Source organism: Bradyrhizobium sp. CB1717 (genome assembly GCF_029714325.1).
Classification (GTDB): Bacteria; Pseudomonadota; Alphaproteobacteria; order Rhizobiales; family Xanthobacteraceae; genus Bradyrhizobium.
Genome location: NZ_CP121666.1, coordinates 7,522,645 through 7,540,483 on the forward strand (window position 1 = coordinate 7,522,645; position 17,839 = coordinate 7,540,483).

The following is a 17,839-nucleotide window of genomic DNA, read 5'->3' on the forward strand; positions in this document are numbered from 1 at the left end:
TTCGAGGCGCTCAGAGGTACGAGCCCGTCACCGGCGAAAGCCGGGGGCTGGCGCGCCCGATGTTGAACTGACGCCCGATATGATCGACGCGGGCGTCGGTGTGCTATGGGAAACTGGCGCCGTCGAGAACCCTTGCGTTCTTGCTGATCGTGACGCGGTTACGCGGGTCTACCTCGCGATGCTCTCGCAATCGCCGTCATGGCGTCGATTAGGTTGGTCAGTTTCTGCCAGACGCGTAACCTTGGTAATGAACTCATAAACCTCGTCTGTGGACATCTGCCCTTGCTTTACTGATTTTGTTCGAGAGTCCCACCGAGACGGGGTTAGTTTCCCGTATGCGATGCCGCTCCTAGTGCGGAGTGGTGAGCAAATCGATCTCTGTCGTCCTTGATCGCGCGGATTCCTGAGCTGATCTTTGTCCATTGCGGCGCTAGGGCGCCATAAATCTCATCTTCGGCAAACAGTTGGTCTATAATCGAGAGCCAGGTTTGGAAGTTGATGATGGAATACAAGATTAGGCCAACTTTGCGTTTGTTGACGCCCAGCAGTGTGGCTGCAACCGTGACCAAGTTTTCTTCTAGTCGAGCGAAGCCAGATAGAGCGATGCCGATAGCGGTGAATATGGCTCTATCCTGTTCTTTCTTCAGGCAAGCTAAAAGCTGAGGCATCAGCTCAATTTCACAATCCGTTGGCTCTGACATGTCTAAAAAGCCTCGCGGCGGAAGCGAATACGATGAACAGGAAGCGCAGAAGCGCTTTGAGGCTGCTTTGCGTGGCGGCCTCTTGCACGCGCCGACGCCGTTGAAGGAAAAGCCGTAGGTGAAGAAGGCCAAGAAGAAGCCCGGCAAAAGCCGGACTTCCTGATCGCGAGGCACAATGAGAATTTTCCGTCTGCGCTTGGTGATGCGCTTTGCCAGATTGCTCAGAGTGCCAGTTGAGGTTCAAGGGACCTTTTTCAGCTTGGGGAAAAAGGACCTTAACACCTCAACGTGTTTGACCGCGCCAAAGTAACTAGCAGATTTGTCTTCTGGATCGAACACGAAAACCAAGTCTTCGCTCGCGCTCAAACCCTTGCAGGCCTTTGCTGCGAATTGATCTGTGTTCAAACGGGATTCGACCAAGAAGAATGAAGTCGGTTCATCCCAGTAGCCAAGACCATCGGTTCTGACATTGTCGATGAGCATCTGCCGACGCTCCTCGTAAGTCTTACCGTTGATGGTTTTGTCGCGAGACGAAAAGTGACGCTGTAGTTCGAAGCCATTCTGGCCCCTTTCAAAATGTGGGGCCGACTTGACGTTATGGGCGAGTCAGGGGTTATAGTCCTGCTTGGTACCGACCAAAGCCTGCCGTCAGCCCCTAAGCTGAAATTGGCAGGATCGGGGGTTAGCTCTTGGCGGAGCGCCCCCGACTCGGTTGCAATTTACCAGTGATTCGCGCGAGTGTCTCAACGGTTGCACGTTTGTCTACCCCTGTGGATGCTAACGTGACGATCCGTATTTCCCACGTATCCGCTTGCGGTTACGCTGTGCATATCTCTTGGCGCGCCACTTGAGGAAGCGCCGTGCCAGCCGCTTGAAGTCGGGTTTAGTGAGACCCCGATACGTCAAACGCTTGCCAGCCGCGCCTTTGACAGCAAGGCCTGCACGTTCCCCGTCCTCAACGCCAGTCGCGGAGCGGTTTGAATATCGGAAGTCGAATTCTGCAAGATAGCGATGCAGGTGCTTCTCGCTGCAATGTTGATAGACGGTAAGCGGCGTGTCTCCCGCACCTTGTTCGGCGTGAGCTGATCGGCAACATGCGAGCCGTCATTTACAGTTAGGTTCGCATATATGGTTGACGATATGGTTGACGCTTCGGAGCCACGGGGCCGGGTGGATATCCAGGTCGGAGCGGGGCGTCGGCGGCGGTGGAGCGACGCGGTCAAGGGGCGGATCGTGGCAGAGTCGTATGCGCCGGGCGCTGTTGCGTCCGAGGTGGCGCGCCGGCACGGCCTCGCGCCGCAACATCTCTTCGTTTGGCGCAAGGCCGCGCGTGCCGGTGTGCTGAGCTTGCCGGCGGAGGATGGGCCATTCTTTGTTCCGGTGGTATCGGAGCTGCACCCCGCCGCTGGGACGACCGCGGAAGCGGCAAGGCGGAACGCAACAACGATCAGCATCGAGATTGGTGATGCGGTGGTTCGGGCAGCGGCCGGGGTCGATCCGGGGTGCGCGATGTGCTGCGGGCCGTGAGGGCGACGACATGATCGCGGCTTCGGCGGGCGTACGGATCATGATCGCGACGCGGCCGGTGGACTTCCGTAAAGGTGCGGATGGTCTGGCCGCGCTGGTGCGCGAGCAACTCCATGATGATCCATTCGCGGGAACGATTTTCGTCTTCCGTTCAAAGCGCGCGGATCGTTTGAAGATTTTTGCCTGGGACGGGTCCGGGCTCGTGCTGCTGTGGAAGCGGCTGGAGCATAGCTCGTTCCGCTGGCCACCGATCAGCGATGGCGTGATGCGTTTGTCTGCCTCACAGCTCGCCGCGCTGATGGACGGCCTGGACTGGTCGCGCCTGCATGCCCGCGACATTGCTCAGCCGACCGCAACGTCATAAACCCTTTGACCAATTGAATCACGTCGGCTGCAATATTCCACAACGGCCCACGAATCAGCTTGAGTGCCGGGCGTGAGCGAGACCACGGATCAGCTTCCGACCGATATTGAGGCGCTGCAGGCGCTGGTTGCCGCGGCATGCGCGGAGCGCGACGCTGCGATCGCAAAGTGCGACGCTGCGATCGCAAAGTGCGACGCTGCGATCGCAAAGTGCGACGCTGCGATCGCCGAACGCGACCAGGCGCTGTCGCAAATGGATCGCCTTCAGCATCTCTTGCGCCAGCTGCAACGCGCGCAGTTCGGTCGCCGCTCGGAGAAGCTCGATCCTGAGCAGTTGCAGCTGGCGATCGAAGACATCGAGCAGGCCATTGCCAGCGACGAGGCGGCTCAGGACCGGAAGGACACGGCAGGCGCACGCCAGCGCGCTGAACGGCGTCGCGCCAGCCGTGGTGCGCTTCCGGCCCATCTGCCGCATATCGACGTCACGATTGCCCCGGAAGTGACCTGCTGCCCGTGCTGCCGCGCGCCTCTGCATGTGATCGGTGAGGAGACCTCACGGCGGCTCGACGTCGTCCCGGCGCAGTTCCGCGTGATCGTCACCCACCGTCCCAAATACGCCTGTCGGGCCTGCACGGATGGCGTGGTTCAGGCGCCGGCGCCGGAGCGGCTGATCAAGGGCGGCTTGCCGACCGAGGCGATGGTCGCCCATGTGCTGGTCGCCAAATATGCCTGGCACCTGCCGCTCTATCGGCAGGCTCAGATGCTGCTGGCGCAGGGCATCGACATCAAGCGCTCGGTTCTGGCGTTCTGGGTCGGCTATGCGGCCGCGGAGCTTCGTCCGCTCTGGCTCAGGCTGCGCGAGACCATTCTGACCGCGCGCAACATCGCGGTCGACGAGACCACAGCGCCAGTGCTCGATCCCGGCCGCGGCCGCACCAAGAAGGGCTTCTTCTGGGCCATCGCACGCGACGATCGGCCGTGGGGCGGAGCCGATCCGCCGGCAGTGGCCTACACTTACGCGCCCGGTCGCGGCGCCGTCCACGCGCTGAAGCTGCTCGACGGTTATCGCGGCATCGTGCAATGCGACGGCTATACCGTCTACAAGACCATTGCCAACACCGCGCCTGACGCGGCGATCACGCTCGCCTTCTGCTGGGCTCATCTGCGGCGGCGCTTCTTCGACGTTGTCCAGGACGGTCCTGCCCCGATCGCCAGTGAAGCTCTCGAGCGTATCGCCGCTCTCTATGCCGTCGAGAAGACGATCAGGGGCCGCAGCGCCGATGAGCGCCGTGCCGTCCGCCAGGAGCGCAGCAAGCCGCAGGTCGCGGCGCTCAAGGCCTGGTTCGAGCAGCAACTCACCCGCGTCTCGGGCAAAGCGACAATCGCCGAGCACATCCGTTACGCTTTGAACCACTGGGGTGGCCTGACGCGATTCCTCGACGACGGCCGCATCGAGCTCGACACAAATATTGTCGAGCGGAGCATCCGTCCTCTTGTCCTTAATCGCAAGAATGCGCTGTTCGCTGGGCATGATGAGGGCGCGGAGAACTGGGCCTGCATCGCTTCGCTGATCGAGACCTGCAAGCTCTGCGGCGTCGAGCCGCAGGCCTATCTGACCGACGTCCTCACCAGACTCGTCAACCTCTGGCCGGCCTCGCGTCTGGACGAACTCATGCCCTGGGCGTGGAGCGCCGAGCAAGCTAACAGCCTCACCGCTTGATGAACTCGCTTCCTGGATCGCGACCGATCCAGCCGGCTCCATCGCCACCGGCTCTGTGCCTTCCGGCATCTTCAACAACCCGTCGCGCACCGCCTTGCGCCAGGCCGACAAATGCTGCGGCGACAGATCATGGCGCCGCGCGACGTCCGAGACGATCGCGCCCGGCACAAAGGATTCCGAGACAATCCGTCTCTTGACCTCGTCGCTCCAGCGCCGCTGGACCCGTAGCTGCGATGCGTCGAAAACACGCTCGATCATCTATACAAACCGTCCTCTTCAAGACGGAACGCATATTGCCGATCTGCTCAACAGCAACAAGGTGCGGGAAACACGCCGCTTACGATAGACGCCCTTCATGCCGCATTTGAAGATGCTGTAGTAGCCCTCAGCGGTGTTGGTCGAGATCACCTTGTCGCCATCGCGGCGGACATATTCGTCCTTTGAGTGCTTCACTGTGTCGTGCTGCAAGCCTTCGACTTCGGCAATGTACTTGTAGGTCATCAGGTGCGCTTCACGCGAGAGATTTTCGCGAATGACTGGCATGATGTCGCCAGCGCGCGTGCCATCGATATGGAAGGAACGGGCAGAGCCGCCGCGCTCCACAAGGGTCATAACGAGTTCTTATGAGCCCACGCAGCCTTGCCTTTGTTCACGCCTTCAAGGCGGCCAAAAAATGTTTCGTCGGCCTCGACCGGCTTGCCACCGCTGCCCATCGGCGGAAGCAAGCCGCCAGCGCGCATAGCCTCGCGGATACGATGGGCCAAGAACCAAGCCGTCTTGTAGGCGCAGCCAATTGTGCGGTGAAGCTGACGGGCGCTCACGCCTTTCTTGCTGGACGCCATCAGGAAGAACGCCTGAAGCCAGATCTGCAGCTTGATATGACTGCTCTCCATCACGCTCTTGGTCGTGACGGTGAAGTCCTTGCGACACTCCTTGGAGGCACAGCGGTAGACGCCGGGCTTCTTGGCATTCTCGTATGAGTGGTCGACCGTGCCGCAGTGCGGGCAAACGCGCTCGTCGCCCCAGCGCAGCTTTTCGAGGTAAGCGCGGGCGGCTTCGTGGGTCTGGAAATGGGGCGCGTTGAACTGAGACATGGGGCCAAATCCCTAAAGAATGCGTAGATTCTAGGGATATAGGGGACATTTTCGGCGGATGCCGGACCCCTTAATCAGGACGGAGCCGGATGATGCTTAGCACATCTCGCTACGCAAGTGCGAAGCTATAAGACCTCGAATAAAAAGTTGCTCACGGTGCAGAAATCAGCCGAGAGGAGCTCGCGAGCGGCATTCTGCGGATTACGAAGCGTCTTCGAGATGAACTCGAAGCCGCGCTCAAGGTAATCGATAGCCTCAAGGATCACACCGGGCTCACGGTGGCAGCCGCGCGACCTAAACAGCGGGAACGTTAGCGGCCACGTGACTCGGCGCTTTGAAGTGGACCGATAAAGCGCTGTCCCTGCCACGTGCCGCTAACTTATCAGCTTCAAGCGAGGGCAAGAAGCTGACAGCGGTGTATTCTCCGGACGACTGCCCTAGAGCAACTACCAAGACAGGGCGGTGACTTGGCGATCAGTCTCAGGTCGCAGGTAGTGCGGGCGAGACTCGGTGCTGTTCGGTTGCGTTGGATCAAACGCTGTCCCTGCCCCGCCCGCGCTACCATTTGAAGTTAGCTGGAACATGACTCGGCGCCGACCGTTCTGGTGCCATTGCGCTGTCCCTGCCACTCGCCACCAACTTCAAAGGCGTTTTACGCGGACTACCTTTCCGAAAGCTGACAAGGCGGGCGGCTATAGATCGCCGTCACGCTGCGGGCCTGCTTAGAATCTCGCGTAATATCTTTTGTGAACAAACCATGGATCGGTCAAACCACTGTTGCTAACCGCTGGTATTGAGCCGATGACCGGCATCGGCTGGAGGCAACGCCCCAAGGGACCGCCATGCCTAATACTATTCGCGAACAACTTGATGGAGTGGAGCGTGATATCAAACTCTACGAGGAATTCCACGACCGCGAGAAAACTCGCTTCGAACGTGAGTGCTTCCTTTGGACCGCGGAAGATCGCATCGAGTGGCAGAAGGCGTGTGTAACCCGAATACCGCCGTTTACTAGCAATGCGTGTGTAGTAGGCTCACTGTGAGCGTCTTACGGGAGCGATGGAAATCAGTAATGGCTGTGTACTTGGTCACTTGGGATATGCGCAGGCTAGACAGAATCTGATCGATTACCTTTAACACTTCAGCAAATCAGAGATGAGGCCTCGATTCCGTTCATCCAAGCACTCTCGACAGCTGACGCGCTAGATCCTGACATACGAAGGTACATGGACAAAGCCGATAGGCTTATCGTTACGAAATTGGTAAATGATCAGCATCAAGGCTGGTTGTCCCAACAGGTCTGGTAGTGGATCAATGCACGCATCTAACTGCAGGAACACGCTGGGTTACCATTCGTCTTACTTTTCGCTTCGATGGACTGATTATTTATGAGCAATTCTGATTTTGACGATGCGCCCCGGTGGTATTGGGCAGCGGATAGCGGGCGTGGATTGGACATCGACGCCTTTGAACGGGCTGATGATCGATTTGTGATCGCAAGTGGTCAGCGAGAGCTATGGGCGCGCGTTCCTCGCGAGGTCAATCCGCGTGGCGACTGCGCCTGGAGTTCTTTTGGGGCTGCTGATGGTAAGGCGACCCTCGCCGACTGCATGAGGGTGTTCCTGCAAGCTCGTGAAATCTACGGCGTATCTCTCAACAGACTTGTTCTGGAGTTCGCGCGCGTCCCCGTTTTCGCGAAGTTCATAAAGGATAGTCCTTCCGCTTTGGGGAATTCGGTTTCCAATCCTGTGGGTAAGGGTCCGCTGCCAGGACCAGCTTACGATGGCAACGTCGAGCGTCAGGTTGGTCAACGCATCGCCGACACGTTGGGCTTGGAAGAGGATTGGTGGCGCCGAATACGGCATCTTCACGCCTCAGGCGAAAATGAGTTCGTGGGACGGACTTAGCCTTGGCCAGTTCTTGGCGCGAGTGGCGTTTTCAGTCGCTATCACGGCCGCCGTCGTCGTGGGAACTTTCGTCGCAATCCGCTACATGGTCGGATTTCATCGGTGATCACAGCAAGACAGCGCAGCGACGGCGAATGAACAAGATGTTTTCGGCCGGATCGATGAAATCGAACTCAACGAGTGGGCGGCGATCATAGTTGAGCAGGTCGACGACGAGATCGCCTTCGTCATCGCAAGCATTGTCGGCGTGCATTTTCAGGTCACGAGTTCTATCGTGCCTGGGCTGTTGCCGCCGAGAATGCGGCTAAGTTCGATGCATCAACCGAGCCCTAACCGCCGCAAGTGCTAGACCAAGAAGTCTAACCAACGTCCGGGCAAAACTCTGCGTCCCGCCAGCGTGACCGACGGGTTTTTAGCCTTGTGAAGGCTCAGTTCGCTTGGATGGCGGAAAGGACGGCCTGCAAAGCGGTCTGGGGCGGATTATCCCAGATTAGATACCACATCCCCGGGTGCTGCTCCCTTCGCACTCGAGACGGCAGCCCGGTTCATAAAACCATTCCAACTTATCACCGCCCTCTGTCGCGGTCCCCCAGCAATCTCTGAGCTGATACCGACTTGGTGGTTCGTGCTTGTTACCTTCAGGAGACGGTCCCAAAGAACCGGTTGATGGCCGAGGCGAGTTTCTTGAGCAGACAGTGTGCCAGCTATCAACGTGCCAGCCGCGTTTGGTGGTGACGTACTGGAGCAGCTCCAGCGTTCCATGCCTCGTCGAGGGCGGGACATTCACCAAGGCCCACGCCACCGTGGCCTCCTCGTCCCGGCTGTGTCCATGTCTCGCTCTGCAACACGACGGCAGGCCGCTTGTTTTCCAAGCTCGATTAGCGTACTACACTTATTATGAAGCCGTCAACGAAAAACGTAGTACGGAAACGTCCGGGCCGGCCGGCCACCGGTCAGGACCCGGTTACGGCTATCCGCCTGTCCTCGGAATTACGGAAAAGGGTCGATGCCTGGGCGGCTAAGCAAGAAGACCTCCCCGGCCGCTCCGAAGCCATCCGCCGCCTGGTCGAGCTGGGGCTCGGCAGAGCCTTCTCATGTGCAAGGCCTGCGACAAGGGCCGGTGGCGCCAGCGCTGATAGAGCCAAAGAACTTGCCGAAAAAACCATCGATCGCGTGGCCGATCGGAGACTCCATCCGAAGAGAAGGTGGTTCGCAGGCGCAGGCTGGTGAAAGGGCCCTCGGAATTCCGGGAAGACCGTCTCGATCAACCCCGCCCCAAAAAGAGATAGGATGGACGCGCTCGCCGAGGTACTCCAGCCGGTGAGGCTTCGGCATTGGCTCATAATCGCTTGCGGCGTCTTCATTGTTCTCGGCGTCTCGGGCCTGATCCGACGGTCTCGCCGAGTAAGCTCTGAAGTCGAGGACGAGGTTATCCCCGACGCCAAATAGTAAATCTGGGGAGAAGGAAGATGATGAGGGCTGCGCTGATTCTCGCCACCGCCATTCTCGGCTTTTCGGCATCTGCCTACGCTCAAACTGGCGCGCCGAAGGCGACCGCGCCCCCCAAAGCCCGCGCGGCCAAGCCGCAAAAACAGCCGCTGGCCCCGATGGGTTGTAAGCTCGTGGGAACGGTGAGAGGGACCAAGCTTTGGGCAGGCGATTGTGTCACACCGTCGGAGCTCAGGGGTACTACACCCGCCGCCGAACCCGCCGCGCCGGAAACACCTCCCGAAGCACCTGACAAACAGTAGGCGGTCGAGATATCGCTGCGATGGAGCTTTTTTTGGGATGTCCGCCCGAGAAACACGCATAGATGCGACGTTAAAGCGCGAAGCTACGGTCAAACAGCTATTGCGGCGCGCCGTCAAGCGTAGCCGGCTCAGCGAGTCCGTTTCAGTAGGGGCCCACGGGCGGGAGACAGACCCGAATCGAGAGTTTGCGCCGGATAGCGACACGGACGCCATTGTGTGGTTCCTGATAGCGCTCCCGATATTCATCGTAGCTCACGCGATCTGCGTGAAGATTGGCGCCATCTAAGCCTACGCGCATCCCGAAACCGGTGGTTCCGGGCTCCCTGCCTTGGCTGCGGAAGTTGCGATAGACCTTCAATTTTCGGGGAGAGTGGCGGTGACGCCAGACCAGAAAGCAGCGTTCGATGCCATCATGGGTTTCGTCCATCGCGCAGTAATGAAGGTTGCTGAACTTCCTGAAGAAGAGCGCGCGAGGACGCTGACGCCCTAGCCTGTCAGGCTTGGAATGCCCGCATGCTTGGTTTCCAAGGCCCTGCGCAGCCCTCCCCGGTGCTCGGCGACGCCCTCAATGCCGGCTATCGCTATCTTGAGGTGAACTGTCTCGGTTGCGACACCCACCAGACCGTAGCGCTCGATATCGTTCGGCGGCCCAAGATCACGCCCATCCAAGAGCTTAAGCGCTATATGCGATGCGAGCAATGCTCAGTCAGGGGCGCCCGTTTAAGCGCAGCCATCTCGTCGCCTTGCGGACCACGAAGATCTCGGCCAGTAATCCACCTTCTGTTTGGTGGCCGGGGATCGCTGAGAATTGAAGCTGTCTGCTGAACGATCTTACGCCAGCCCTGAAGCGCCGCGCGCAAGCTTGTCGGATTGGCAGCCAGCATTGAGCCGGTCCAGGATGGCCGCATCTACATCGAGCGGATCAATGCGCGATTTCTCTACACGCTCAAGGCCAGCGGGCCGGAGTTCGGAGCTGGCATCAAGCACGCTGTTTAGAAGGGCTGGCTCGAGCTACACGAGAGCAGGACTTTCGTGCGTTTGCTGGAGCCGGGAAAGGTGCTGACAACGTAGACCAACCGGCCCCAGCCTGGAGGTTTTTCCGGATCGAAAAACGAGCTGGGACCGAGAGGTCTGCCGCTATCTGGTCGCGGCAAACGCACCTTAATCCCAAAAAATCACCCCCTCGGGATTCACATTTGTGAATCGACGCAAATGATGCCCCAGCTCGCGTGGGACGAGCTGGGGTCCGGAGGCAGCAGACCGGGCGAGCCGGTAAGGTCGCCTCAATTGGCTGCCGGTCTCCGCGCTGGCGAGCCTTGTTCTGGCTAGTGATCTTCAGAAATTGGTGCCGGTCGTCGTCTTTTTGCTTGCTCGTTCCTCGCTGGCCATACGGCCTCAGCGTCCGAGCCAGCCCCGGAAAATGCTTGAGGCCGTTTTGTTGTTTCCTGTCACGAACCTGTGGCACGGCCATTGCTAGGGTAGCGCTAACTGGGATTTAGGGCTCAGTTTGAGAATGAAACGCTGCCGGGACATGTATTTCGAGCCCGGCAGCGTTCTATTTCGAGAAACTGGTGGCACAGCCGCCCGCGCCCTCAAGCTTATCTCGCAAGGCCGTGATCACGCGATGGACAATCCGTATATCCTTGACCGATAGCCCTTCTGAAAGATCGTTGATCCAGGGAGCCTGCAATTCCATTGCGGCTTCGAAGGCACGCTGTCCATTCTCAGTGAGCACGACGAGCTGCGCCCGTCGGTGATGCGGGTTGACCTCAAAAGATACGAGGCCCTCCCTGTGCAGATCATTGATAATCCGCTGCACGTTTTGACGATTGCCGCCGAGGTCGCGTGCGAGCCAAGCGACCGGTTGGGGACGTTCGGCGGACACAATGGCGCCAAGCACCTGCCAGCGTGCGCTTGTTAGGCCAAGCGGGGCGACCAGACGGTCGCCGGCCGTCAGAAGTAGGCTGTCGAGCCTGAAAAGATCGAGAACAAGGTCGGTCAGGGCGTCACCCTCGGGGGTTCGCTCGGCTTTTTTCATTTGTCACCATTGTTTTATATTGACACTATAATGTCAATCTGTTATGTAATCATAATACCAATTAGGCATCACATATTAAATAGCGATGGAGGCACTCATGTCGTTGCTACGCCCACTGGACCCTTCCTTCCCGATCGACCGCCAGATTGCTATCGAGGCAAATTCGGTCGTCCTGGTGAACTTATTCACTCTCGACAAAGCCGATGAGGCGGCTTTTCTCAAAACCTGGCAGGACGACGCAGCGTTCATGAAGCGACAGCCGGGCTTCATTTCCACTCAGCTGCACAGAGCTCTCGGCGACAGTTCGACCTATCTGAACTACGCCGTCTGGGAATCCACCGCACACTTCCGCGCGGCCTTCACCCATCCTGACTTTCTAGCAAAAATCGCCACCTATCCGGCCTCGGCGATAGCTTCCCCTCATCTGTTCCAGAAAGTTGCCGTGCCCGGCATCTGCGTTGCCTAGCCCTGCTGTTTTTAGGAAGGGAAGATACTCATGATCAAGTTAATCCATCCTGTCGCTGGCGCCTTGGCTATCGCAACGATAGGCACATTTTGGCTTTCGACGGTACTCAGCGAGCTGTTCGCGTCCCATGCCACAGTTGCAACGGTTAAGAGCACCATACCGTGGGGTTTCTTGTTGCTGATTCCGGCGCTCGCTGCGACCGGTGGTACAGGTGTCATCTTGGCAAAGGGGCTCCGGGCCGGACTGATCGGGGCCAAATTCAAGCGCATGCCATTCATTGCAGGAAACGGAATCCTGATTCTTATTCCGTCTGCGCTCTTCCTTGCTTCCAAGGCTCAGGCGGCAGAATTCGATGCCACGTTCTATGCTGTGCAGGCGATCGAGCTCGTCGCGGGCGCAACAAACATTACACTTCTTGCTCTCAACATGCGGGACGGTCTCAAAATGAAGGGATGGTTGCGCCGCAAACCCGCTGGATCACCTGAACCGGAACTGCGCGGACAACTGACCTGACGCCCGGTATTGTGGCTTATGAGCATATATTCACAAACTCACAATGAGCTGGCCGGAAGGCGTTGGTTCGTTGCATCGACGTTGAAACGGTTCCCCCGGCCGACAGCGCCGAGGCGTTCTCATGACCCACTAGAGGAGCGCGCTATGTCCTGGAAGTGGAAGCCGAGTTGGTACATCTTGGGCGGCAAGGCCAGCATCGTGCAACCGGCCCTTCAATGTCTTGTCACAAAACGCTCGACTGTCTTTAAGATCGACGGCCGCCGCGTACCCAAGCGGGCCCAGCCCGACCTGGTACTCGATCTGATCCGCAAGGCTGCAAACGCCATTCTGCACCTAAGGCGGCGCAAGGTGCATCGCAGCCGGTTCAGCGAACCAAAAGGAAATCCGCGCAAGGCGAAGGGCGAAGCGCCATTGCAGACCTCAGCAGAGGTTGTGCGCACCTATAGTGCTGTCGTCGACGCGCTCACAGCCGCGATTCTCAATGCAGAGGCCGCCTTAAACTGGTTGGGCACTCAACCGCCAGATCTGGAAGAAGCCCGGCGAGCACTTAGTACTATCGCTAAGGACGGTACGCGAGCAGGCGAAATTATCGCTCGACTTCGAGCGCCGATGCAGGATGACGCTCTTGATCCCTAAACGGGCTCTGACCCGCACCATCCCGTTTATGATGGGGTTGTCTAATCGTTGCTGAAAGGTCAAGCATATAATGTTGTTGAAGTGCTTGCCGGGTGCACGGTTGTCTTCGCGGTCGACAGTAGCCGCCGCATGATGGAGCTTCGCGGGACGAGCCCTTCAATGTGGACGACGCACTTTGCTGAGTCAGCGGTGCAACCCCATCAGCGGAATGGCTCGGCTCATGTCCCGGCAAGGGACACCTCAAGCGTTCAGCTTCAGAACGCTAATCGGATTCATGCGATGGCTCCGGCTGTCGGATTGAACAGCTCGCCAGTCTTAAGCATTGTATGCATTATCACTGCCAGCTTGCTCGCCACAGCCACGGCAGCTCTTTTGAAGCCGATTCTTTCGGCGCGTCGTCAGGCCGATCCACGCACCAACAGAGTGATTTCTTAAAGTTGTCCGGCTCGCCGGTCGAGACCTTCGCCAAGGGCCGCGACTTTGCCGCCTGGCTGGACCTCACGCCCCTTCAAAGATCGAGGGGTGGCAAACAGAGTAAGACCGTATGTCCTTTCTGGATGCCGGCGGTGAGGTGGTTCGCCCTACACTGGCGGTGTTGAACGAGGGTTGCTCAAGGAGCCTATCCTCACGCCAGGAGGACGAACCGTGGAAGATAATAACGCCCTTTTCGTAGGTTTGGATGTTTCCAAAGATCGACATGCAGTTGCGGTTGCCGAGAGCGGGCGCAACGGTGAAGTTCGCTATCTGGGTGAAATACCCTCTGACAACGCGTCGGTAGGACGGCTCGTCCGCAAGCTCGCGCGGCCAGGTTTACGTTTGAGATTTTGCTATGAGGCTGGGCCGACGGGATATGGGCTGAAGCGAGAGATCGAAGCGCTTGGCCATGAATGTGCTGTTATTGCCCCGTCCCTTATTCCACGCAAGCCCGGCGATCGGATCAAAACAAACCGCCGGGATGCTGAGAAGCTTGCCCGGTTGTACCGCGCCGGCGAACTGACGGAGATCTGGACCCCGGATGCAGCGCATGAGGCTATGCGTGACTTGATCCGTGCGCGGGAGGCAGCGGTGAAGGATCGGACCCGCAAACGACAGGAGATCCGATCCTTCCTGTTGCGACATGGCAAGATTTTTCCCGGCTTGAAAGCCTGGGGAACGAAGTACTTTAAGTGGATGCACGGGCTCCGCTTTGCGTATTCGGGCCAGCAAACTGTCCTGCAGGAGTTGATCGTCGCGGAGGCGCAGTGCCGGGAAAGAGTATTGCGTTTGGAAAAGGCGATCGAAGACAGCATGCTCGACTGGCCGCTTGCACCGGTGGTCGAACGTTTACAGGCTTTGCGCGGGGTCCGACTCATTTGCGCAGCGACTTTCATGGTTGAGGTCGGTGATGTCCGCCGCTTTACGAACCCGCGGCAGTTAATGGCCTATCTCGGCCTTGTACCTTCGGAACGCTCGACCGGTGACGCCGTACGCCGTGGTGGCATCACCAAGACCGGAAATGCCCGAGTGCGCCGGGTTTTGGCTGAGACCGCCTGGACTTACCGCTATCCGGCTAAGTTGGGAAAACGAAAGTACTTCGCAAGTCGCCACATGCCTGAGGTCGTGCGAGAGATCGCATGGAAGGCTCAGGCGCGTTTGACCAAGCGTTACCGAGCCCTCGTTGCTCGCGGCAAGCGCAGCACGGTGGCGGTGACCGCGGTCGCTCGCGAGCTTGCTGCCTTCATGTGGGCCATCGCGAGAATAGACGATCAGCCGGCGACGACCTAACCTACGGCTCACCCGGTATCGTTATCGCGTCTATCGGTGGGGACGTGGCGTTGAATGGGGAATTCCCGGCAACACTTTGTGGCCGGCAATGCCGACGCCCGTTGTAAGAGAGGACCAGCCCCGGACGAATACATGGACATGCGGTAACCAACCCGCGCATCAGAGCTTGTTCACCTACGTCCCAGGCCACGTCTCCTCCGATAGGCACTTCAGTGATGAGAACCGACCGAGAAATCGGCGCGGGTAAATTGATGCGCGATTAGGTCTTGCAAAAGGACATCAGACAGCGGCCACCTACCGGATGACGGGGCGATCTGCGAGTCTGCGGTCCGGTTTCGACCGTTAGGCTTAGAATGGACACAGTGCATACTGCTATCACGGAGCCGGTGCGGCGGCTTGAGGTCTTCACCGGCGCCGGTCGTCGGCGGAAGTGGAGTGACGAGGACAAGGCGCGGATCGTCGCGGAGATCGTGGCGAGTGGCGACTCTGTGTGTTCCGTGGCTCGACGGCATGGATTGTCGCCGCAGCAGTTGTTTGGGTGGCGGCGTCAGTTGCGAGAAGCCGCAGGCGGTCATTCCGAGGCGGACGAAGTACAGTTTGTGCCGGCGGTGATGGACGCCGTGGTGCCGGCGCCGACTGCTCACCGGGAGCGCAGAGTGGTGCGCAAGCCAGATAGCGGGATCATCGAGATTGAAGTCGACGGCATCACGATCCGAGCCGGTCGTGGAGCGGATACGGCGATGATTGCGTCGATCGTCCAGGCGCTGAAGGCGAGCCGGTGATCGGTCCGTCAGGCGCGGTCCGGGTGATGGTGGCGACCGACCCTGGTGCGCGAGAGCATGGGTGCAGATCCATTCTCGGGAGCTGTCTATGTGTTCCGGGCCAAGCGGGCGGACCGGATCAAGCTGGTGTTCTGGGACGGAACGGGCCTGTGCCTGTTCGCCAAGAGGCTTGAGGATGGGATCTTCCGCTGGCCGAAGATCGAGGACGGTGTGATGCGCCTGTCAGCGGCGCAATTGTCGGCGCTGCTGGAAGGACTCGACTGGCGGCTTGTGCATGAGGCACGGGAGACGCCGGCGCCAGCGCAGCCCGGATAGCTGTTGGCAGTACTGCGGCGAAGTGAATCAGGAGCGCCGAACGCGTCGCAAGATGGCGGCGAATATGCTCTGATTTGGATGTGAGCGACGCCCTGCCTGACGATCTCGAGACGCTGAAAGCGATGCTGCTTGCCGAGCGGTGCGAGAGCGAACGGCTGCGTCAGATCATCAAGGAAATGCAGCGACACCGGTTTGGCCGGCGGGCGGAGACGCTACCCGAAGATCAGATGCTGCTGGGCCTGGAAGACGTCGAGCAAGTCGCCGCGTACGGCGAGACGGCACAGAACGTCAGTGCACCTGAAGGCCGCGATGCGCGAGCTCGCAAGCGCCGCGGCAACCGTGGCGCGTTGCCGGCGCACCTGCCGCGGATCGAGATCATCGTCGACATCGAGAACAAGTCCTGTCCCTGCTGCCAAGGCGAGTTGCACCGGATCGGTGAGGACAGAAGCGAGCGGCTGGACTTGGTCCCGGCGCAGTTCCGGATCCTCGTGACCCGCCGGCCCAAATACGCCTGCCGGGCCTGCGAGGATGGCGTCATGCAGGCGCCAGCCGCGGCTAGGCTGATCGAGGGCGGATTGCCGACCGAGGCTACCGTCGCCCAGGTGCTGGTCTCCAAATATGCCGATCACCTGCCGCTCTACCGGCAGGCGCAGATTTACGCCCGTCAGGGCATTGAGCTCGATCGTTCAACGTTGGCGGACTGGGTAGGACAAGCAGCCTTCCACCTGCGTCCGCTGCATGAGCGCCTCCTCGGCAAGCTCAGGCAACGGCCAAAGCTGTTCGCTGACGAGACAACAATGCCGGTGCTTGATCCCGGCCGCGGGCGCACAAAGACCGGTCAGCTCTGGGCCTATGCGGCAGACGACCGACCATGGGGCGGCGTCGATCCGCCGGGCGTCGCCTATGTCTATGCCCCCGATCGCAAAGCCGATCGACCGATCGCTCATCTCGCAGGCTTCAAGGGAATCCTGCAGGTCGACGGCTATGCCGGCTACGCCAAACTCGCTGAGCGGGGCGACGTTGAGCTTGCGTTCTGTTGGGCGCACATGCGCCGCAACTTCTATGAGCTCGCGACACCTGGCCCGGCACCCATCGCGAGCGAGGCGCTCAAGCACATCGCCGAGTTCTACGCGATTGAGAAGGACATCCGCGGCCGCAGCGCCGAGGAGCGTCGCCTCGTGCGGCAGCAGAAAAGCCGGCCGCTTGCCAATACCTTCCAGAAGTGGTTACACGCAAAACTCGCCCTGATCAGCCAGAAGGGCAAGCTCGCCGACGCCATCCGCTATGCGCTCTCACGCTGGGACGGTCTGACGCGCTTCATCGATGACGGCCGCATCGAACTCGACAACAACGCCGTCGAACGTTCGATCCGTCCGATCACGCTCAACCGGAAAAATGCGCTGTTCGCAGGCTCCGACGGCGGCGCCGAGCACTGGGCCATCATCGCCTCCCTGGTCGAAACCTGTAAGCTGAATGACGTCGATCCGCTTGCTTACCTGACCGACGCGCTCACCAGCATCGTCAATGGTCATCCAAACCGCGACATCGACCAGCTACTGCCCTGGGCTTACCGCGCTCAAGCCCTCAAAGCCGTGGCCTGAGAACGACGCTTACCAAACAGAAGCTTGGCGCGACATCCAAAATGGGCGAGCGCACGCTCAGACGCCTCTTTGGTCAGCCGCCCGCAAATGCGCACCGTTCGGCGAGGCCTTCAGATTTCTCCTCGCGCGGCAGCACGGCAAGTGCCTCCAGCGCCGCCACCAGGCGAACGAGGCGAATTCGATCATGTGGCTCACTAAACGCCTCTGCGATAAGCGCGTTTGCGTAGCGCAGACGTTCAAGGATAGGCGATGATGGCTCTTCCCCCGACACCATCCGCATCGCCAAGCTATGCGAGTAGATCCCGTCCGGGCTGAAGTCATCATCAAATAGATTGGCCCAACGATCATCAAGATGACTCGCCCGTGGTCCGCTTGAAAGGCTAAAATTCGGCGAGCCAACCTTATCGAAATAAACTCGAACCTGAGAAGTCTCCCAAATGAACCCGTTCCCAACACGGACATCGTCCATGTGATGGTAGCCAAATTTCATGCGAATGAGATTGAGGATATACTCAGCCACATCAGGAGCTGCTTTCCAGGCCATCTCGTATTCCTGTCTATGCACCTGTACGAGCACAAGTGGTCATACCGCGCTGAATAGGCAGACCAGTCGGCCGCCGCTTTCGTGCTGAAGCTGTCGACTCGGGCAGCGCCGGAGCTC

The 17,839-nt window shown here is 59.4% G+C and carries 15 protein-coding genes and 7 pseudogenes; 13 read left to right on the forward strand and 9 right to left on the reverse strand.

Annotated features, from left to right (window positions below; translation table 11 throughout):
- Window positions 1-323: 323 nt before the first annotated feature.
- The 3 genes and pseudogenes from QA649_RS35215 to QA649_RS35225 form a co-directional block, all read right to left on the reverse strand.
- A complete protein-coding gene (locus QA649_RS35215) occupies window positions 324-848 on the reverse strand; it encodes a hypothetical protein (protein WP_283021235.1) in 525 nt (174 codons plus the stop codon).
- A 93-nt stretch (window positions 849-941) separates the two neighbouring features.
- Window positions 942-1,184, reverse strand: coding sequence for a hypothetical protein (locus QA649_RS35220; RefSeq protein ID WP_283021236.1), 243 nt, complete (start codon window positions 1,182-1,184; stop codon window positions 942-944).
- Between the two features lie 411 nt (window positions 1,185-1,595).
- Window positions 1,596-1,745: pseudogene (locus QA649_RS35225) on the reverse strand (IS1595 family transposase); the annotation flags it as partial.
- Between the two features lie 150 nt (window positions 1,746-1,895).
- On the opposite strand from QA649_RS35225, the pseudogene QA649_RS35230 reads away from it, so the two are divergent.
- The 3 genes and pseudogenes from QA649_RS35230 to QA649_RS35240 all read left to right on the forward strand — a co-directional run.
- Window positions 1,896-2,228, forward strand: a pseudogene (locus QA649_RS35230) (transposase); the annotation flags it as partial.
- 10 nt (window positions 2,229-2,238) lie between these two features.
- Entirely contained in the window at window positions 2,239-2,592 is a 354-nt protein-coding gene (gene tnpB / locus QA649_RS35235) for an IS66 family insertion sequence element accessory protein TnpB (RefSeq protein ID WP_283021237.1), read from the forward strand.
- 72 nt (window positions 2,593-2,664) lie between these two features.
- On the forward strand, window positions 2,665-4,311 hold the full coding sequence (locus QA649_RS35240) for an IS66 family transposase (RefSeq protein WP_283021238.1): 1,647 nt from the start codon (window positions 2,665-2,667) through the stop codon (window positions 4,309-4,311).
- Between the two features lie 96 nt (window positions 4,312-4,407).
- Here QA649_RS35240 and QA649_RS35245 read toward each other — a convergent pair.
- Together QA649_RS35245 and QA649_RS35250 are read right to left on the reverse strand one after the other, a co-directional pair.
- A pseudogene (locus tag QA649_RS35245) lies at window positions 4,408-4,569 on the reverse strand (transposase); the annotation flags it as partial.
- An 81-nt stretch (window positions 4,570-4,650) separates the two neighbouring features.
- Window positions 4,651-5,405 (reverse strand): annotated as a pseudogene (locus QA649_RS35250) (IS1595 family transposase); the annotation flags it as partial.
- A 1,388-nt stretch (window positions 5,406-6,793) separates the two neighbouring features.
- Here QA649_RS35250 and QA649_RS35255 point away from each other — a divergent pair.
- Window positions 6,794-7,312: a hypothetical protein gene (locus QA649_RS35255; protein ID WP_283021239.1), complete on the forward strand. Its 519-nt coding sequence runs from the start codon at window positions 6,794-6,796 to the stop codon at window positions 7,310-7,312.
- A gap of 106 nt (window positions 7,313-7,418) precedes the next feature.
- Here the strand turns inward: QA649_RS35255 and QA649_RS35260 are convergent, their stop codons facing one another.
- A complete protein-coding gene (locus QA649_RS35260) occupies window positions 7,419-7,565 on the reverse strand; it encodes a hypothetical protein (protein ID WP_283021240.1) in 147 nt (48 codons plus the stop codon).
- A 1,960-nt stretch (window positions 7,566-9,525) separates the two neighbouring features.
- On the opposite strand from QA649_RS35260, the pseudogene QA649_RS35265 reads away from it, so the two are divergent.
- Window positions 9,526-9,875, forward strand: a pseudogene (locus QA649_RS35265) (hypothetical protein); the annotation flags it as partial.
- Window positions 9,876-9,933: 58 nt separating this feature from the next.
- Complete coding sequence (locus QA649_RS35270; RefSeq protein WP_283021241.1) at window positions 9,934-10,059, forward strand: hypothetical protein; 126 nt, start codon at window positions 9,934-9,936, stop codon at window positions 10,057-10,059.
- A gap of 559 nt (window positions 10,060-10,618) precedes the next feature.
- On the opposite strand, the gene QA649_RS35275 is transcribed toward QA649_RS35270, so the two are convergent.
- Window positions 10,619-11,101, reverse strand: a complete 483-nt coding sequence (locus tag QA649_RS35275; protein ID WP_100233494.1) for a MarR family winged helix-turn-helix transcriptional regulator — start codon at window positions 11,099-11,101, stop codon at window positions 10,619-10,621.
- A 97-nt stretch (window positions 11,102-11,198) separates the two neighbouring features.
- Here QA649_RS35275 and QA649_RS35280 point away from each other — a divergent pair, with 97 nt between their 5' ends.
- The 3 genes from QA649_RS35280 (at window position 11,199) to QA649_RS35290 (ending at window position 12,716) form a co-directional block, all read left to right on the forward strand.
- Complete coding sequence (locus QA649_RS35280) at window positions 11,199-11,567, forward strand: antibiotic biosynthesis monooxygenase family protein (protein ID WP_283021242.1); 369 nt, start codon at window positions 11,199-11,201, stop codon at window positions 11,565-11,567.
- Window positions 11,568-11,597: 30 nt separating this feature from the next.
- Window positions 11,598-12,080, forward strand: a complete 483-nt coding sequence (locus tag QA649_RS35285) for a hypothetical protein (protein WP_283021243.1) — start codon at window positions 11,598-11,600, stop codon at window positions 12,078-12,080.
- A gap of 144 nt (window positions 12,081-12,224) precedes the next feature.
- Window positions 12,225-12,716: a hypothetical protein gene (locus QA649_RS35290; protein WP_283021244.1), complete on the forward strand. Its 492-nt coding sequence runs from the start codon at window positions 12,225-12,227 to the stop codon at window positions 12,714-12,716.
- Window positions 12,717-12,988: 272 nt separating this feature from the next.
- Here QA649_RS35290 and QA649_RS35295 read toward each other — a convergent pair.
- Window positions 12,989-13,105: pseudogene (locus QA649_RS35295) on the reverse strand (IS110 family transposase); the annotation flags it as partial.
- Between the two features lie 256 nt (window positions 13,106-13,361).
- Between QA649_RS35295 and QA649_RS35300 the strand changes: the two are divergent.
- From QA649_RS35300 to QA649_RS35315, 4 genes and pseudogenes are all read left to right on the forward strand, one after another.
- The gene (locus tag QA649_RS35300; protein WP_283021245.1) at window positions 13,362-14,480 is read left to right on the forward strand and encodes an IS110 family transposase; all 1,119 of its coding nucleotides are present in this window, start codon (window positions 13,362-13,364) and stop codon (window positions 14,478-14,480) included.
- Between the two features lie 353 nt (window positions 14,481-14,833).
- On the forward strand, window positions 14,834-15,262 hold the full coding sequence (locus QA649_RS35305; RefSeq protein ID WP_283021246.1) for a transposase: 429 nt from the start codon (window positions 14,834-14,836) through the stop codon (window positions 15,260-15,262).
- Window positions 15,259-15,577 (forward strand): annotated as a pseudogene (tnpB, locus tag QA649_RS35310) (IS66 family insertion sequence element accessory protein TnpB). The gene QA649_RS35305 and the pseudogene tnpB (QA649_RS35310) overlap by 4 nt, the downstream one beginning before the upstream one ends.
- A 122-nt stretch (window positions 15,578-15,699) precedes the next feature.
- Window positions 15,700-17,178, forward strand: coding sequence for an IS66 family transposase (locus QA649_RS35315; RefSeq protein ID WP_283026171.1), 1,479 nt, complete (start codon window positions 15,700-15,702; stop codon window positions 17,176-17,178).
- Window positions 17,179-17,251: 73 nt separating this feature from the next.
- On the opposite strand, the gene QA649_RS35320 is transcribed toward QA649_RS35315, so the two are convergent.
- Window positions 17,252-17,722 (reverse strand): hypothetical protein, encoded by a 471-nt coding sequence (locus QA649_RS35320; RefSeq protein ID WP_283021247.1) that lies wholly within the window; start codon window positions 17,720-17,722, stop codon window positions 17,252-17,254.
- Between the last annotated feature and the right edge of the window lie 117 nt (window positions 17,723-17,839).

What these genes read in the sequence shown, in the direction of transcription:
- QA649_RS35220 (WP_283021236.1), bottom strand. Translation starts at nt 1,184, where the DNA reads ATGCTCATCGACAATGTCAGAACCGATGGTCTTGGCTACTGGGATGAA.
- tnpB (WP_283021237.1), top strand. Translation starts at nt 2,239, where the DNA reads ATGATCGCGGCTTCGGCGGGCGTACGGATCATGATCGCGACGCGGCCG.
- QA649_RS35255 (WP_283021239.1), top strand. Translation starts at nt 6,794, where the DNA reads ATGAGCAATTCTGATTTTGACGATGCGCCCCGGTGGTATTGGGCAGCG.
- QA649_RS35260 (WP_283021240.1), bottom strand. Translation starts at nt 7,565, where the DNA reads ATGCACGCCGACAATGCTTGCGATGACGAAGGCGATCTCGTCGTCGAC.
- QA649_RS35275 (WP_100233494.1), bottom strand. Translation starts at nt 11,101, where the DNA reads ATGAAAAAAGCCGAGCGAACCCCCGAGGGTGACGCCCTGACCGACCTT.
- QA649_RS35280 (WP_283021242.1), top strand. Translation starts at nt 11,199, where the DNA reads ATGTCGTTGCTACGCCCACTGGACCCTTCCTTCCCGATCGACCGCCAG.
- QA649_RS35285 (WP_283021243.1), top strand. Translation starts at nt 11,598, where the DNA reads ATGATCAAGTTAATCCATCCTGTCGCTGGCGCCTTGGCTATCGCAACG.
- QA649_RS35290 (WP_283021244.1), top strand. Translation starts at nt 12,225, where the DNA reads ATGTCCTGGAAGTGGAAGCCGAGTTGGTACATCTTGGGCGGCAAGGCC.
- QA649_RS35305 (WP_283021246.1), top strand. Translation starts at nt 14,834, where the DNA reads ATGGACACAGTGCATACTGCTATCACGGAGCCGGTGCGGCGGCTTGAG.
- QA649_RS35315 (WP_283026171.1), top strand. Translation starts at nt 15,700, where the DNA reads ATGCTGCTTGCCGAGCGGTGCGAGAGCGAACGGCTGCGTCAGATCATC.
- QA649_RS35320 (WP_283021247.1), bottom strand. Translation starts at nt 17,722, where the DNA reads ATGGCCTGGAAAGCAGCTCCTGATGTGGCTGAGTATATCCTCAATCTC.